The sequence below is a fragment of the Moorella humiferrea genome, from assembly GCF_039233145.1.
In the GTDB taxonomy this organism is placed as follows: Bacteria; Bacillota; DSM-521; order Neomoorellales; family Neomoorellaceae; genus Neomoorella; species Neomoorella humiferrea.
On sequence record NZ_CP136419.1, the window covers coordinates 808,344 to 823,677 of the forward strand.

Consider the following 15,334-nt stretch of genomic DNA (forward strand, 5'->3'; position numbering starts at 1 on the left):
AGGGAGAAGCATGGGTAAGCGCGTGCTTGTGGTGGACGATGCCGCCTTTATGCGTATGATGATTAAAGACATCCTGACGAAAAACGGGTACGAAGTCGTTGGAGAAGCCGACAACGGGCAGAAGGCCGTGGCCATGTACCAGGAACTGCGCCCCGATGTAGTGACCATGGACATCACCATGCCGGAAATGGACGGTATAGCCGCCGTCAAGGCCATTAAACAAATCGATCCCAACGCCAGGATTATTATGTGCAGCGCCATGGGCCAGCAGTTGATGGTCATGGAAGCCATCCAGGCCGGAGCCAGGGATTTTATCGTCAAACCCTTCCAGCAGGACCGGGTACTCCAGGCCCTGGAGAAGGTTCTGGCCTAAAAGGTGGGGGATAAATGGCCGACGTTTTATCCCAGGCCGAAATCGATGCCCTGCTGCAGGCCCTTTCCAGCGGCGAGGTTCCGGCGGAAGAATTTAAGGAAGAAAAAACGGCCAGGGTCAAAAAGTACGACTTTCGCCGGCCCAACAAATTTTCCAAAGAACAGCTGCGCACCCTTTATATGGTCCACGAGAATTACGGCCGCCTAGTGGCCAATTTTCTCTCGGCTTATCTTCGGGCCAACATTCAGATTAAAATCCTCTCGGTGGAGCAGATGACCTATGAGGATTTTATCCTCTCCCTGCCCACCCCGACATTGATGAACGTCTTTACCATGGAGCCTCTGAAGGGCTCGGCCGTCTTGCAGGCCAACATGAACTTTATTTTTCCCATTATCGACCTTCTCTTCGGCGGCCGCGGCGAGATGCCGCCCTTTATCAGGGAGCTGACGGAGATCGAGCTCCACGTCCTGAAACGTTTAAACGGCCGGATTCTGGAGCAGCTCCGCTATTCCTGGTCGGACATCTACAGCTTTACGCCCAAGCTGGAGGCCATGGAAACCAACCCCCAGTTTACCCAGGTAATATCACCCAATGAAACGGTGGCCGTCATTACCTTGAACACCAGCGTGGCCGGGCAGGATGGCCTTTTAAACCTGTGCTTGCCCTATATGCTTCTGGAGCCGGTCATTTCCCGCCTGTCGGCCAGCCACTGGCTCGCCGCCGCCGCTGAAAGGGAAGGGGTGCCCGACCATCGGGCGGTAATCGAAGCTATATTAAAGGGAGTGCCGGTGGAGCTGACTGCCTACTGCGGCCGCACCCGGCTGCCGGTGCGGGATTTTATCCAGCTCCAGGTGGGGGACGTCATCACCCTGGAAAAGACGGTGGGACAGGACATGGAGCTTTACGTCGACGGGCACCTGAAATTTAAGGTACAACCCGGGGTGGTTGGGCAGAAAATCGCCGTCCAGGTAACGGAGGTGGTGTAAATGGATGAGTTTCTATCGCAGGAAGAAATCGACGCCCTTTTAAACGGAACCTTGGGACAACCGGAAAAGGATACGACGCTGACCGACCTGGAAAAGGATACCCTGGGTGAAATCGGCAACATTGCCATGGGCAGCGCTGCCACGGCCCTTTCCCAGATCTTGAACAAACGGGTGCTCATCACGACGCCGGACACCAAAGTAATGACTCCAACCGACCTTTTTGCCTCCTTCCAGGTTCCTTACATCCTGGTGGAGGTTAATTTTACCGAAGGCTTAGAGGGGTCCAACCTGCTAATCATGAAGGTCAGCGACGCTGCCGTCATCGCCGATCTGATGATGGGGGGCGACGGCAGGAACCCCTCGCCGGAACTCGATGAAATAAAGGCGAGCGCCGTGGCCGAAGCCATGAATCAGATGATCGGCAGCGCGGCCACCGCCATGTCGACGATTTTCCAGCGCAGCGTCAAAATAAGCCCGCCACGGCTGACCTCCATCAATCAAGAAGAGGGGGGTTACAACCCGCCCTGGCCGCCGGAGCAGCCCATAGCGGTAGTCTATTTTAAAATGGAAATAGAAGGCCTCATTGACAGCCAGATCATGCAGGTCATGCCCCTGGAGGTGGCCAGGGCCCAGGTGGAAATGCTCATGAACCCCGCGCCGCCGGCAAAGGAAGCGGCGGCCGCCCCGCAGCCGGACGAGATGCGGTCCGGCGGGGAGGAAGGGACGGCGGTCCCGGATTTTGGAGCGGCGGCCCCGGCGGCAGGGAAAGGGGCAGGCGGGGAACAGGCCGTGCCTCCGCCGGCACCACCAGCTTCACCCCAAGGGGTCAACGGGCGCCGGGGGGAGGTTTACGGCGCACCGACGCGCAACATCGATTTAATCCTCGACGTCCCCCTGGATGTAGAAGTCATCCTGGGAACGGCCACGAAGCGTATCCAGGACATCCTGGCCCTGGGGCCGGGAGCGATAGTCGAGCTTGATCGTCTGGTGGATGAGCCAGTGCAGATCACCGTCAATGGCGTACCTATCGCTCAGGGAGAAGTGGTTGTCGTTAACGAAAATTTCGGCGTGCGTATAACCCATATTCTGGATCCCTATGAACGGATAAACCACCTGCGGCAATAGGCAAAAATATACCGGAAGGCTTAACAGCCTTCCGGCGGGAGGCGGCTACAGCTGATTTTGCCTTACCATTTGTTCTGCTTTTTCAATGGCGAGCCGCACTAGGTTGCCGCACTGCCGGGAGGGGACGCCGCCCCATCCCTCCCTGACCACGGTGTCGTATACACCCAACTCCCGGGCCAGTTCATACTTCAAAGCATCGGACATAACCCCGCGCCTGCGAGCCATGATCAAGCCTCCTTTTAAGCCGTCCTCCCGTAAATTAGCTTCGACAGCAAAGGGCCGGGCCATACGAAGACATTAATGGAACGGGCGCTTAAATTTAACAGGCCGGAATGTTTTCCCGGCCTGTTTAAAATTTAAACTAGTGGATGCGCAGCCTTTCGGCACCGTGGTCCTTTAGGATGCGGTTGGCTTGATCGGCCTTCTTGTCGTCGCAGCGGACGGACACCAGGATTTTACCCTGCCGGACGTCATTTTCGTATTCCCGGCCTTCGGCTTCGGGAATGCCCCAGTCGATGAGGCCGCCGGCGACGCCGCCCGTCGCGGCTCCGGAGAGCATGCCGGCGATGGGACCGGCGGCGATGAGGGGACCTATTCCAGGGATGAAGAGGGCCCCTGCGCCAGCCGCCAGGCCGGCCAGTCCGCCCAGGACGCCGCCGGTAGCGACGCCGTCGCCGATGCCGCCGGCCTCAACGCCCATGTTAAGGCCGCCTTCCTGCCCTTCGCCGCCTTCCTTACCCTTATCGCGGGCCAGGATGGATATTTCCTTGTCAAAGCCGGCCCGGCGCAGGTCTTCGACGGCTTCTTTGGCTACCTGTTCATTGCTGAAGACGGCAACCACAGTTTTGGCCATGTCAGTTCCTCCTTATGGAAATTACCAACTCGATCTTATTATGGCCTTTTCCTCCTACCGTATACGGGTATAATTAAAAGAAAAACTTGTTAAAAAACAATATTAGACTTTAAGGAGCAGGTACAAAGTGAACCGAGATTTTGACGTTATCGTCTGCGGCGCCGGTCCGGCCGGCAGCACCTGCGGCCGTCTGCTGGCCCGCCGCGGTGCCAGGGTATTGCTTGTAGATAAGGCCGTTTTTCCCCGCTATAAGCCCTGCGGCGGGGGCTTAACGGGCAAGGCCCAGGGTGAGCTGGAAAGCGGATGGGAAAATTTAGTAGAGGATGGGACCCGGGAGGTCGTTTTTTATCACCGCCAAAAAAATCCCCTCGTGATTACCTTTCCGGAACCCGTCATTCAAATGGTGAGCCGGGAAAGGCTGGATAACTGGCTGCTGGAAGGGGCCGCCGCCGCGGGCGCCGTCGTGCGCGACGGTTACAAAGTTGCGGCGGTGGTGGAGACGGCGCAAGGTGTTGAGGTGCGCGGGGCGGACGGAACAGCCTTCAGGGGACGGTTTCTCGTGGGGGCCGATGGGGCCCGGAGCCTGGTGCGCCGGAGCCTGCCCTTTGTTACAGGTGCGGCGGCAGGGGTGACCCTAGAATGCGAGTTAGAAGTGGAGGCAGGGCTGTTGGACCAATACCAGGGGAGGGTCTATTTAAGCTACGGCGGTATTCCTGCCGGGTACGGCTGGATCTTTCCCAAGGGCGATCACTTATCGGTGGGCATCGGCTCTTTTACCCGGCGGGTAAAGGGGCTGAAGGGCTACTTCCTCGATTTCTGCCGGGGAATGGGCCTAAAGGTACCTGAAGGAGTACGCTGCCGCGGTGCCGTTATACCCGCCGCCGACGGCAGGATCGGCGCGTTACATACCGCCCGGGCGTTGCTGGTCGGCGATGCCGCTGGCCTCGTTGATCCCTTTTCCGGGGAAGGGATTTATTATGCTTTAAGGAGCGGTCGCCTGGCGGCGGAAGTCCTCTATGCTGCCCTGGAAGGGCGGGAAAGGCTGGAAAATTACACCCGCAGGGTGCAGGAGGAAATCGCGCCTTCCTTGCATTATGCTGCGCGCATCGCCCGGGTGGTTTATGCCCTGACGCCGGTGGTCCACCGGCTGGTGACGGCCAACCCGGAGGTGGCTCGGCGCCTGGTTACCGTCCTTTTCGGTGCCGCTACCTATGAAGACCTCTGGCGCTATCTTGTGGAAAGATACGCCATCTTTCGGCGTTTCCATCATTAGCATTTTTTTATAACCGGCTTTTTGCAAAAAAAGGAGGAATCCGGACATAAAGCAAGAATATTTAAAAGCAGTATTTTTATGACCGTTCAAGTTCTGGCAGGAACATGGGAGAGGGGGAATAAGATGGAAAGGGTGGAACTGTCCGGCGTTCTAAAGGGTAACCGGGCGCTGAAGGAGCAGGTCGAAGCCGCCAGCGGCGTCGTTTTAAGCGACTGCTACCAGTGCGGCAAGTGCTCGGCCGGCTGCCCGGTGGCCTTTGCGATGGACTACACGCCGCGCCAGGTGATACGCCTCCTGCAGCTGGGCCTGGGAGAAGAGGCCTTGAAAAGCCGCACCCCCTGGCTCTGCGCCAGCTGTCAGGCCTGTTATACCCGCTGCCCCCGGGAAGTCAACCTGCCGCGGCTGATGGAAGCCGTGCGCCAGGAAGCCCGCCGGCGGGGGTTAATCAACGACAGGAAAGTAGACGTTTTCGATCAAGCCTTCCTGAAAAGTCTGGAGCGTTACGGCCGTGCCCATGAAATGGGCCTTATAATCCAGTACAATTTGCAGACGGGTCAGCCTTTTAAAGACGCCCTCATGGGGCCACCCCTGTTGTTAAAGGGCAAAATCAGCCCCTTCCCGGCGAAGATCAAGAACATTAACGAAGTAAAGGAGATCTTCGACCGGGTGCGGCAAAAAGGAGGTGGCGGGCATTGAAGTACGCCTATTATCCCGGCTGTTCCCTGGAAGCCACGGCTAAAGAATACAACCAGTCGGCCAAAATAGTGGCCAGGCACCTCGGCATCGAACTCTGGGAGATACCCGATTGGAGCTGCTGCGGGGCCACCGCCGCCCACAACAACGACCACCTCCTGTCCCTGGCCTTGCCGGCACGTAATCTTGCCCTGGCGGAAGCCGAAGGTCTGGACGTGGCCGTGCCCTGCGCCGCCTGTTTCAACCGCTTGCGGGCCGCCGAGGAAGCCGTGCGGGAATCGGAGGACATGCGGGCGACCATCAGCGAAATCATCGGCCGCGACTACCGGGCCACTAATAGGACCCGCGCCCTTTTGGACGTCATGGTCAACGAAGTCGGCCTGGAGCGGATCAAAGAACAGGTGGTCAAGCCCTTGACGGGTTTAAAACTTGCCGCCTACTACGGCTGCCTCCTGGTGCGACCGCCGAAAATAACGGCCTTCGACGATCCGGAAGATCCCATGACCATGGACCGCCTGGTAGAAGTCCTGGGGGGAGAAGCCGTCCCCTGGTCCTATAAAACCGAGTGCTGCGGCGGGAGTCTCGCCACGGCCCGCACCGACATCGGCACGCGAATGATCTATCAGATCTTGCGCCACGCCCGTGACGCCGGGGCGGAGGGCATCGTCACCGCCTGCCCCTTATGCTTCCTGAATCTGGACATGCGCCAGGGACAGGCGGCGGCAGCCGGCGGCGACCGGTTCAATTTGCCCGTCTTTTACTTCACCGAACTAATGGGCATAGCCCTGGGCTACGCTCCGAAAGACCTGGGCCTCACCACCCATTTTGTTAACCCGCTGCCGTTCTTAGAGGCCAGGGACATTCTGCGACATCCCGCCACAAGGAGGGAAACGGCGTGAAGCGCGTCGGCGTCTTTGTCTGTCACTGCGGTACCAACATTGCATCGGTAGTCGACGTCAAAAGGGTGGCCGAGGCCGCCAGGGCCTTTCCCGGTGTGGTCTACGCCACCGATTACCAGTATATGTGCTCCGACCCGGGCCAGGAGCTGATCCGCAAGGCCATTAAAGAGCATCGCCTGGACCGGGTGGTGGTAGCTTCCTGTTCGCCCCGGCTGCACGAGCCTACTTTCAGGAAAACCTGTGAAAGCGCAGGGGTCAATCCCTACCTCTTTGAAATGGCCAACATCCGCGAGCAGTGTGCCTGGGTGCACGCCAAAGACAAAGAGGGGGCGACCCTGAAGGCCATCGACCTCGTGCGGGCGGCGGTGGCCAAGGTCTGCCGCAATGCGCCCCTTTTGCCGGGAACCATTTCCATCACCAAACGGGCCCTGGTAATAGGCGGCGGTATCGCCGGAATGCAGGCGGCCCTGGACATTGCCGACGCTGGCTATAAAGTGGTGCTTTTAGACCGCGAGCCAACCATCGGCGGCAACATGGTCAAGCTTGACAAGACCTTTCCGACCCTGGACTGTTCCGCTTGAATAAGCACGCCGAAAATGGTTGCTGCGGCGCAGCACCCTAACATTGAATTGATGACCTATGCGGAAGTAGAGAATGTGGCCGGTTATGTGGGCAATTTCGAAGTGACTATCCGCAAAAAAGCCCGCTCGGTTGATCCGGTCAAATGCACCGGCTGCGGCACCTGTTGGGAAAAATGTCCAACCAAAGTGGACAGCGAATTTGACCTGGGTTTGGGCAAACGTAAGGCCATATACCTGCCATTCCCCCAGGCGGTGCCGGCGGTGCCGGTCATTGACCGCGAGCACTGCCGCCAGTTTACTAAGGGTAAATGCGGCGTGTGTCAAAAGGTCTGCCCGGCCAAGGCCATCGACTATGAACAGCAGGATGAAATCGTCACCGAAAAATTCGGGGCCATCGTCGTGGCAACCGGCTACGATCTCTTTAAATGGGAAGAGGTTTACGGCGAGTACGGCTACGGCAAATACCCCGACGTCATAACGGGCATGCATTTCGAGCGCCTGAACAACGCCTCCGGGCCTACGGGTGGTAAGATCGTTAGGCCGTCAGATGGCAAAGAGCCCCAAACGGTGGTCTTCATTAAATGCGTAGGTTCCCGGGATGAAGCCAAGGGCAAGAGCTACTGTTCCCGGGCCTGCTGCATGTACACGGCCAAGCACGCCCATCAGGTGCTGGAGAAGATTCCCGGCGCCCAGGCCATCGTCTTCTACATGGACATCCGCACCCCGGGCAAGGCGTATGAGGAGTTCCTCCAGCGTACCGTCCATGAAGGGGCCGTTTACGTCCGGGGCCGGGTGAGCCGTGTCTTCCAGGAAGGCGACAAGCTCATCGTCCGCGGCGAAGATACCCTCCTTGGCCGCCAGGTGGAAGTAGCGGCCGACATGGTGGTCCTGGCCACGGCCATGGTGCCCAGCGCAGGTTGGGAAGAAGTGGCGAAGCTCCTGGGACTGCAGACGGATAAGGACGGCTTCTTCCAGGAAGCCCACCCGAAGCTAAGGCCGGTGGAAACCTTTACGGCCGGGGTATTTTTGGCCGGCGCCTGTCAGGGACCGAAGGATATTCCTGATACCGTTTCCCAGGCCAGCGCCGCGGCCGTTAAAGTGTGCCAGCTCTTTGCCAAAGACGAAATGGCCACCGATCCCATGATCGCGGCGGTTGATGAGAGTATCTGTGCCGGCTGCGCCATGTGTGAAAAGATTTGCCCATATAAAGCCATTTCCATGAAGACCATAACCGAACGGGTGGCCGGAAGGCAAGTCGCCCGCCGGGTGGCGGCGGTCAACAGCGGCCTCTGCCAGGGCTGCGGTGCCTGTTCGGTGGCCTGTCCGTCGAGTGCCATGAATCTAAAAGGCTTTACCAATGAACAAATCCTGGCGGAGGTGGATGCGGTATGCCTGTAGCGGCTGCGGAAAAAGGCTGGGAGCCCAAAATCGTTGCCTTCTGCTGCCACTGGTGCGCCTACGCCGGCGCCGATCTCGCCGGCCTGAACCGGTTGCAGTACCCGGCCAACGCCCGTGTCATCCGGGTGCCCTGTTCCGGCCGGGTCAACCCCCAGTTTGTCCTGCGGGCCTTCCAGCGCGGCGCCGACGGGGTTTTAGTGGCCGGGTGACACCCCGGCGACTGCCACTATGTTAGTGGCAATTACTTCACCCGCCGCCGTTTCCTCTTGATGCAGCGGGTTCTGCAGTTCATGGGCCTGGAGCCGGAACGCTTCCAGGCACGCTGGGTGTCGGGTTCCGAGGGTCCGCGCTTTGCCGAGATCATCACCCAGATGACCGAAGACATCCGGGCCCTGGGGCCCAACAGAAAGCTGAGGGATGGCGCATGAATAGCATCCAGGAACAAATGCGTGCCCGGGCCAGGGAGCTCTTAACTGAAGGCACCGTACAAATGGTCATCGGCTGGGAAAAGGGCACCTTCTGGTACCTGTCGCCTCCGACCTTCGTCACCGCGCCGGAGGACTGCGACCGCCTGGTGTGGGACGAATTTTGCACTAATAATCTCGCCAAGTACCTCCTGGACTACAAGCACACGGAAGATAAAATCGCCATCTTCGTCAAGGGATGCGACGCGAGGGGCATTGTGCGTCTCCTCCAGGACAACCAGATCGACCGGGAAAGGGTCTACCTCATCGGCATTAAATGCCCCGGGGTGAAGGACGGTCGCCAGGCGGCCGCCCTGGGGGAAGAGAAGCGGAAAGAGGTGCCCCTGGCCGAAAAGTGCCGCTTCTGCACCCATCCCGAACCGGTGGTTTACGACGAGCTTTTGGTACCGGACGGCGGGGAGGCCCTGCGGGAGGCGGCGGCCGCGGCGGAGGGCCGTTTCGCCGAGGTGGAGAAGGTAGAAGCCATGAATCCGGACGAGCGCTATGCCTTCTGGACGGCGGCCTACGACAGGTGCCTCCGCTGCTACGCCTGCCGCAACATCTGCCCGGCATGTAACTGCCGCGAGTGCATCTTCGATCGTTCTCAATCAGGCTGGTGCGGCAAGCAAATGAACAGGAGCGAGAATATGTTCTTTGCCATCACCCGGGCCATGCACGTGGCCGGGCGCTGTATCGAGTGCGGCGAGTGCGAGCGGGTCTGCCCGGAAGGGATACCCATCATGACCCTCAACAAAAAGATCATCAAAGACTTAAACGAGCTTTTCGGAGAATATGAAGCCGGAGTCGATCTAGAAGCCCTGCCGCCCCTGGGGCAGTACAAACTCGACGACCCGGACGAATTCCACTAAGAGGGAGGTGGGGAAATGTTAAAGATCGCTAAAGATAAACTGCCGGAGCTCCTTAAGGCCTGGGCGATAAACGCTGCCGTTTTTGTGCCGCAAGAAAAGGGGGGGACGAGGGTTTTCCAGCCCTGGGACGGACAGCCCAGCCTTACCCTGGATGGCGGCAATACCCTGGAACCGCCCAAAGACTTATTCTTCCCCCGTACGGAAACCATGTACCGCTATGAAGTGCAGGGTAAGGAAGCCGGCGTAACGGAGATTCCCACCTTCGATGGGAAGATGGTGCTGGTAGGGGTTCGCTCCTGCGACGCCCGCAGTTTTTTAATCATGGACGACGTTTTTCTCACCAAAGGCTATGTCGATGAATTCTACCGCCGGCGGCGGGAAAATACCCGGGTAGTGGCCCTGGCCTGCACGCAAAACGCCCCCACCTGCTTTTGCACCTCCTTCGGCATCGACCCCGGACGGGCCGAAGGGGTAGACGTCCAGATGTGGCCGGTAGCAGACGGCTACCTGTTGGAACCAATAACGGCTGCCGGACGGGAACTCCTGGACCAGGCCGGGGAGCTTTTGACAGCAACTGATACCGCCCCACCGCCTGCGGCCGTACCGGGCCTCGTTGTAGATGTCACGGGTGTTACGGAAAAACTGCAGGGGATGTTCGAACACCCCTACTGGACGGCCGTCAGCCGCAAGTGCCTAGGCTGTGGGGCCTGCACCTATCTTTGCCCCACCTGTCATTGCTTCGACATCCAGGGTGAAAACCGGGGTAACAGCGGCTACAAGTTCCGCTGCTGGGACTCTTGCATGTTCTCGGAATACACCAGGATGGCCGGCGGCCACAACCCGCGGCCCTCGAAAAAGGAGCGTCTGCGCAACCGCTTCCTGCATAAGCTCCAATACTTCCCGGAACGGTACGGGAAATTTGCCTGCGTGGGCTGCGGACGCTGCCTGGACCGCTGCCCGGTAAATGTCGACATCACCCGGGTAATCCGTGAGGTCAAGGAGGTGGCCCTGTAATGGCGGAAGCACCGGTCAACCCCCTGGTGCCCATGACGGGGCGCATCATTAAAATTGTGGAAGAAACCCCCGACGTTAAGACCTTCCACGTGACGACGGAGCAGGGCAAGCCCTTCACGCCTTTGCCGGGACAGCTGGCCATGCTTTCCCTCCTTGACGTGGGGGAAGCCATGTTCTCCATCACCTCCCAGGGTCCGGAACACCTGGAGCTGGCCATCAAAAGGGTGGGTATGCTCACCGACGCCCTCCATGAGGCTGAAGAAGGGCAGATGGTTGGCATCCGCGGTCCCTACGGCAACGGTTTCCCGGTGGAAGACCTCAAAGGCAAAGATATCCTCTTCATCGGCGGCGGCATCGGCCTGGCACCGGTGCGCTCTCTGATCAATTACTGCATCGAGCACCGGGAGGACTACGGCCACCTGTGGATCATCTATGGCGCCCGTTCACCGGCCGACCTCTGTTTCAAGGACGACCTTTTCAACAACTGGCCCCGGGTGGAAAATTGCCGGGTGGACGTGACGGTGGACAAAGGCGACGCTACCTGGCAGGGTCATGAGGGCTTCGTGCCGGCCTTCGTGGAAGAGCTAAAACCGGACCCGGCGGGTAAAGTGGCCGTCACCTGCGGCCCACCGATTATGATTAAATTTGTCCTCCAGTCCCTGGAGAAGCTGGGGTATAAGGACGACCAGATCATCACCACCCTGGAAATGCGCATGAAATGCGGCATCGGCAAGTGCGGCCGCTGTAACCTGGGAAGTAAATACGTCTGCCTGGACGGACCCGTCTTCACCCTGGCGCAGTTGAAGCAATTGCCGAATGAGTATTAAGTCTCAAGTATAGTGAACGTAGATTATATAAATGGCAGGCACATGTACCGGAGCCGTGAATAGCGGAGCGAAGGTCAAAAGGACAGGCGAGGTGAAGGATACCGTTGCCGACGCTTAAGGCAAGCCTTGAGCACGCCTTTGAGAGGAGACAAAGGCCGACTCATAGAAAGATAAATGCCTGCGGAACCAGGAGCTTATTCATTGGCAATCCGCAGGCGGCGTTGCAACGGTCCGAACCGAGCCGTCGTCCTGTCGGCGCGTAGCTTCTGAACGGCGAAGGGACATGGGCCTGCCAAGAGGAGTTATACCATGCCAGCAGACTACCATATCCACGGGCTGGCCCATGTGGGCCCGCCCCATACCGTAGAACGCCTTTTACCCTATGTAGAAGCGGCCAAAGCCGCGGGCCTTACGGAAATAGGCTTCGCCGACCACGACCGCTACCTGGAAGGGCTGGACTTTAACGTCTTTTCCGAACTAGAGCGGGTAACGGGGATGCCCGTCCGCGCCGGGCTGGAGATCGACTTCCGCCCGGAAAAAGACCACCGCCGGGAGCTGGCCGGACGTCCCTGGGATTATCTCATAGGTTCGGTCCATGCCATCGGCAACTGGGATTTCGACCGTCCGGGACAGGAAGACGGTTTTAACGCCTGGGACATCGACGAGCTCTATACCGTTTATTTCAACCTGGTTGCCCAAGCGGCTTCAACCGGTCTTTTCCAGATTATCGGCCATCTGGACTTGATCAAAATTTACGGCCACCGGCCCCGTAAATCCGTGTTGACCCTGGCCGAGCCGGCCCTCAAGGCCGTAGCCGCCAGCGGCGCCGCATTGGAGGTCAATACAGCCGGCCTATTTAAGCCCGTGGGAGAAATTTATCCGGCCGCAGAAATTTTAGAGCGGGCCTTCAGCCTGAATATCCCCGTCACCATTGGTTCCGACGCCCACGCCCCCGGTGAAGTGGCCCGGGAAAGGGAGAGGGCGCGGCAGCTTCTGCGCCGCATCGGCTACACCAGCCTGGCCACTTTTGCGCGCGGGGTTATGGCGACCGAATCGTTATAAAGACAATTTTGGTTATTGACTCATTTCGTCCAGGCTGGTATGATGGACTTACCAGCAGGTTGTCAAAGCGGGGGCTATCCATCCTTAACATATTATAGCCGTTCGCGTATCCCGGCGGCCTGGCTCAGGGCTACTCCACCCAGCCGGCTGCCGGATACGGGACGGCAGTTTTTGATAACTATCCCCTGGTTTCCTAAAAACGGCCGGAGCTCTTCGTTTACGTTCGGAGGGCCCCGGTACCCTGGGTGGCAGCAATGTCTGCCACTATATTTTTGACAAATCTAAATAGGACTTGACAGATTAGGAATGAGACTTTAACATAAAATCGAAAAACAGCGGACAAGGGGAGTAGCCCCGGAGTATTTCTCCGGTACCAGGTTCGTCAGCACGGCCGCCGGCCCGGGCCTGGTAGGCAACGCGCAAGACCTTCACCGCCCATGGGGCGATGGAGGTTTTTTATTTACCTCATGGTCAGGTGAAAGGGCTGCTGAAATTATAACAGAAGGGGAGAAACGATGGTAGATGTAGTACTGCTTTTAATCAGCCTGGGAGTTATTCTGGCGGGGGCGGAAGGGTTTACCAACGGTGTCGAATGGCTGGGCAAGAAGCTGAAATTGACGGAAGGCGCTGTGGGGAGCATCCTGGCGGCAGTGGGCACGGCCCTGCCGGAGACGATGATCCCCATTGTGGCCATTATTTTCGGCGGCGGCGGCCACGCCGGTGAAGAAATCGGCATCGGCGCCATTCTGGGGGCGCCCTTTATGCTCAGCACCCTGGCCTTTTTCATCAGCGGTATCGCCGTCATCGCCTATCGCCACCGCCGGCCCAATTATCCCAAAATGAATCTGGATACTAAAACCATGGGCCGCGATTTGAGTTTCTTTCTCCTCGTCTATACCGTAGCCGTGCTTGCTTCCTTCCTGGGGACCCATATCTGGAAGCAAATCATCGCCATTGGCCTGGTTATCGCCTACGTCACTTATGCCTATCTGACGGTGACCAACGGTCACACCCTGGAAGAAGGGGAGGAGTTAAACCCCCTCTACCTGGCCCGGAAGGCTGCAGAACCCTCAACGGCAATTGTGTTAGTTCAGGTATTTTTGTCCCTGGGACTGATTGTCGGCGGAGCCAGGCTCTTTGTTAACGGAGTGGAGGACCTGGCGCGGCTCATGGGAGTCCCGCCCTTTGTCCTGGCGTTAATCATCGCCCCCATCGCCACCGAGCTGCCGGAGAAATTCAACAGCATCATCTGGATCGGCCGCGGCAAGGACACCCTGGCCCTGGGCAACATTACCGGCGCCATGGTGTTCCAGAGTTCGGTGATCCCGGCGGTGGGCATCACCATGACTAGCTGGGAGTTGACCCAGGGGGCGTTGATCAGCGCCATTTTGGCCATTATTTCCGCAGGCCTGGTCTACCTCCAGATCCGTTCCAAGAAATACCTGACGCCCTATACATTAATTGGAGGCGGCGCCTTTTACAGCATCTTTGTCGTCCTGGTTATCGGCGGTTTTATTCGTTAAGGATTATAAAATAAGTCACTAAGATTTATGCAGGGCCCGGTGTGCAGCCACCGGGCCTTTTAGTATACTAAAATTGGAAGGTGGTGACCCGGTATGCCGCGGGTAGTCGTGGTCGGGGGCGGCTGGGCGGGCTGTGCGGCGGCCTTGGCCGCCCGCCGGGCTGGCGCGGAAGTGATTCTTCTGGAAAGAACGGATATGCTCCTGGGTACCGGACTGGTCGGGGGGATTATGCGTAACAACGGTCGTTTTACGGCGGCGGAAGAAATGATAGCTATGGGCGGCGGCGAACTGTTCGCCCTCTGCGACAGGGTGGCCCGGCACCGCCATGTTGACTTTCCCGGTCACCGCCATGCCTGGCTCTACGACGTGGCCCGCATCGAACCCCTGGTCCGGCAGACCCTGGCTGAAGCGGGTGTCGTGATTCATTTTCTAGGCCGGGTCACCGCCGTCAAAACGGCGGGGGAAAGCATTGAGGCAGTTGTTACCGAGGGGGGACGGGCGTACTACGGTAGTGTTTTCATCGACGCCACCGGAACGGCGGGACCGCCGGCCAACTGCCGCCGCTACGGCAACGGCTGCGCCATGTGCATTTATCGCTGCCCGGCCTTCGGCGGCCGCGTAGGCCTTGCCGCCCTGGCGGGGGTTAAGGAATATGCGGCTTTGAAGCGGGGCGGTGGCCGCGGAGCTTTAAGCGGTTCCTGCAAGCTCCACAAAGGTTCCCTTGCCCCATGGCTTGCAGCCGAACTGGAGGAAAAGGGGGTCGTCGTCCTGCCACTACCCCGGGATTGGCCGGATAAAAAGGAACTGCTGCAGCGCAAGGCCTGCCAGCAGTATGCCTTAAACGAGTATGCGGACAATATTGTCCTCCTGGACACCGGACACGCCAAACTCATGGCCCCCTTTTTCCCCCTGGAAGCCCTGCGCCGGGTTCCAGGGCTGGAAAACGCCCGCTTTGAGGACCCCTATGCCGGTGGTTCCGGCAATTCGGTCCGCTTCCTGGCTATGGCGCCGCGGGACGATGCCTTAAAGGTGCAGGGCCTCAACAACGTCTTTTGTGCCGGGGAAAAGGCCGGCCCCTTCGTCGGCCATACCGAGGCCATCGTCACCGGGACTCTTGCGGGCCACAACGCAGTACGCTTCCTGACCGGCAGATCCCCGCTGATTTTGCCTTCTACACTTGCGTGCGGCGATATTATTAAATATACCCGCCTGCAGGTGGAAAAAGGTGACGGCCTTTACCAGCGCTTTACCTTTTCCGGGTCCCTTTACTTTGAACGTATGCAGGCCCTCGGGCTATATACCACCGACCGGGAAGTGATCAGCAACAGGGTGGCGGACCTGGCCGGCATTTTTTCCGTACCGCTGCTAGGAAGGAAATAGGTGTCAGGCGCCGA

Annotated in this window: 16 protein-coding genes; 14 read left to right on the forward strand and 2 right to left on the reverse strand. The window is 58.7% G+C overall.

Annotated features, from left to right (window positions below):
• The first annotated feature begins 10 nt into the window (after positions 1 to 10).
• The 3 genes from MHFGQ_RS04225 to fliY are packed head-to-tail and all read left to right on the forward strand — an operon-like array spanning position 11 to position 2,484.
• Positions 11 to 373 (forward strand): response regulator, encoded by a 363-nt coding sequence (locus MHFGQ_RS04225; RefSeq protein ID WP_106005951.1) that lies wholly within the window; start codon positions 11 to 13, stop codon positions 371 to 373.
• Positions 374 to 387: 14 nt separating this feature from the next.
• Positions 388 to 1,359: a flagellar motor switch protein FliM gene (gene fliM, locus MHFGQ_RS04230; RefSeq protein WP_106005950.1), complete on the forward strand. Its 972-nt coding sequence runs from the start codon at positions 388 to 390 to the stop codon at positions 1,357 to 1,359.
• Entirely contained in the window at positions 1,360 to 2,484 is a 1,125-nt protein-coding gene (gene fliY / locus MHFGQ_RS04235) for a flagellar motor switch phosphatase FliY (protein WP_106005949.1), read from the forward strand.
• A gap of 45 nt (positions 2,485 to 2,529) precedes the next feature.
• Here fliY and MHFGQ_RS04240 read toward each other — a convergent pair whose 3' ends face one another.
• Entirely contained in the window at positions 2,530 to 2,709 is a 180-nt protein-coding gene (locus MHFGQ_RS04240; protein WP_170066344.1) for a small, acid-soluble spore protein, alpha/beta type, read from the reverse strand.
• A gap of 136 nt (positions 2,710 to 2,845) precedes the next feature.
• Positions 2,846 to 3,337, reverse strand: coding sequence for a DUF1269 domain-containing protein (locus MHFGQ_RS04245; RefSeq protein ID WP_106005947.1), 492 nt, complete (start codon positions 3,335 to 3,337; stop codon positions 2,846 to 2,848).
• 127 nt (positions 3,338 to 3,464) lie between these two features.
• On the opposite strand from MHFGQ_RS04245, the gene MHFGQ_RS04250 reads away from it, so the two are divergent.
• From MHFGQ_RS04250 to MHFGQ_RS04300, 11 genes are all read left to right on the forward strand, one after another.
• Entirely contained in the window at positions 3,465 to 4,610 is a 1,146-nt protein-coding gene (locus MHFGQ_RS04250) for a geranylgeranyl reductase family protein (RefSeq protein ID WP_106005946.1), read from the forward strand.
• A 123-nt stretch (positions 4,611 to 4,733) separates the two neighbouring features.
• A complete protein-coding gene (locus MHFGQ_RS04255) occupies positions 4,734 to 5,306 on the forward strand; it encodes a 4Fe-4S dicluster domain-containing protein (protein ID WP_106005945.1) in 573 nt (190 codons plus the stop codon).
• Entirely contained in the window at positions 5,303 to 6,202 is a 900-nt protein-coding gene (locus tag MHFGQ_RS04260) for a CoB--CoM heterodisulfide reductase iron-sulfur subunit B family protein (protein WP_106005944.1), read from the forward strand. The genes MHFGQ_RS04255 and MHFGQ_RS04260 overlap by 4 nt, the downstream gene beginning before the upstream one ends.
• Positions 6,199 to 8,181: a CoB--CoM heterodisulfide reductase iron-sulfur subunit A family protein gene (locus tag MHFGQ_RS04265; protein ID WP_106005943.1), complete on the forward strand. Its 1,983-nt coding sequence runs from the start codon at positions 6,199 to 6,201 to the stop codon at positions 8,179 to 8,181. The genes MHFGQ_RS04260 and MHFGQ_RS04265 overlap by 4 nt, the downstream gene beginning before the upstream one ends.
• Positions 8,172 to 8,609, forward strand: coding sequence for a hydrogenase iron-sulfur subunit (locus MHFGQ_RS04270; protein ID WP_170066343.1), 438 nt, complete (start codon positions 8,172 to 8,174; stop codon positions 8,607 to 8,609). The genes MHFGQ_RS04265 and MHFGQ_RS04270 overlap by 10 nt, the downstream gene beginning before the upstream one ends.
• On the forward strand, positions 8,606 to 9,514 hold the full coding sequence (locus MHFGQ_RS04275; RefSeq protein ID WP_106005942.1) for a 4Fe-4S dicluster domain-containing protein: 909 nt from the start codon (positions 8,606 to 8,608) through the stop codon (positions 9,512 to 9,514). Before MHFGQ_RS04270 ends, MHFGQ_RS04275 begins: the two co-directional genes overlap by 4 nt.
• A 15-nt stretch (positions 9,515 to 9,529) precedes the next feature.
• Entirely contained in the window at positions 9,530 to 10,528 is a 999-nt protein-coding gene (locus MHFGQ_RS04280) for a 4Fe-4S dicluster domain-containing protein (RefSeq protein WP_106005941.1), read from the forward strand.
• Positions 10,528 to 11,355: an FAD/NAD(P)-binding protein gene (locus MHFGQ_RS04285; protein ID WP_106005940.1), complete on the forward strand. Its 828-nt coding sequence runs from the start codon at positions 10,528 to 10,530 to the stop codon at positions 11,353 to 11,355. Before MHFGQ_RS04280 ends, MHFGQ_RS04285 begins: the two co-directional genes overlap by 1 nt.
• Before the next feature lie 309 nt (positions 11,356 to 11,664).
• Positions 11,665 to 12,417 (forward strand): histidinol-phosphatase HisJ family protein, encoded by a 753-nt coding sequence (locus tag MHFGQ_RS04290; protein ID WP_106005939.1) that lies wholly within the window; start codon positions 11,665 to 11,667, stop codon positions 12,415 to 12,417.
• Between the two features lie 515 nt (positions 12,418 to 12,932).
• Positions 12,933 to 13,940 carry a sodium:calcium antiporter gene (locus MHFGQ_RS04295; RefSeq protein WP_106005938.1) on the forward strand — a complete coding sequence of 336 codons (1,008 nt, stop codon included), beginning with the start codon at positions 12,933 to 12,935 and terminating at the stop codon, positions 13,938 to 13,940.
• 93 nt (positions 13,941 to 14,033) lie between these two features.
• Positions 14,034 to 15,320 (forward strand): FAD-dependent oxidoreductase, encoded by a 1,287-nt coding sequence (locus tag MHFGQ_RS04300; protein WP_106005937.1) that lies wholly within the window; start codon positions 14,034 to 14,036, stop codon positions 15,318 to 15,320.
• The last annotated feature ends 14 nt before the right edge of the window (positions 15,321 to 15,334 follow it).

Excerpts from the sequence above, each read along its gene's own strand:
- MHFGQ_RS04225 (WP_106005951.1), top strand. The coding sequence starts at position 11 with ATGGGTAAGCGCGTGCTTGTGGTGGACGATGCCGCCTTTATGCGTATG.
- MHFGQ_RS04295 (WP_106005938.1), top strand. The coding sequence starts at position 12,933 with ATGGTAGATGTAGTACTGCTTTTAATCAGCCTGGGAGTTATTCTGGCG.
- fliY (WP_106005949.1), top strand. The coding sequence starts at position 1,360 with ATGGATGAGTTTCTATCGCAGGAAGAAATCGACGCCCTTTTAAACGGA.
- MHFGQ_RS04300 (WP_106005937.1), top strand. The coding sequence starts at position 14,034 with ATGCCGCGGGTAGTCGTGGTCGGGGGCGGCTGGGCGGGCTGTGCGGCG.
- MHFGQ_RS04275 (WP_106005942.1), top strand. The coding sequence starts at position 8,606 with ATGAATAGCATCCAGGAACAAATGCGTGCCCGGGCCAGGGAGCTCTTA.
- MHFGQ_RS04290 (WP_106005939.1), top strand. The coding sequence starts at position 11,665 with ATGCCAGCAGACTACCATATCCACGGGCTGGCCCATGTGGGCCCGCCC.
- MHFGQ_RS04285 (WP_106005940.1), top strand. The coding sequence starts at position 10,528 with ATGGCGGAAGCACCGGTCAACCCCCTGGTGCCCATGACGGGGCGCATC.
- fliM (WP_106005950.1), top strand. The coding sequence starts at position 388 with ATGGCCGACGTTTTATCCCAGGCCGAAATCGATGCCCTGCTGCAGGCC.
- MHFGQ_RS04280 (WP_106005941.1), top strand. The coding sequence starts at position 9,530 with ATGTTAAAGATCGCTAAAGATAAACTGCCGGAGCTCCTTAAGGCCTGG.
- MHFGQ_RS04255 (WP_106005945.1), top strand. The coding sequence starts at position 4,734 with ATGGAAAGGGTGGAACTGTCCGGCGTTCTAAAGGGTAACCGGGCGCTG.
- MHFGQ_RS04240 (WP_170066344.1), bottom strand. The coding sequence starts at position 2,709 with ATGGCTCGCAGGCGCGGGGTTATGTCCGATGCTTTGAAGTATGAACTG.
- MHFGQ_RS04245 (WP_106005947.1), bottom strand. The coding sequence starts at position 3,337 with ATGGCCAAAACTGTGGTTGCCGTCTTCAGCAATGAACAGGTAGCCAAA.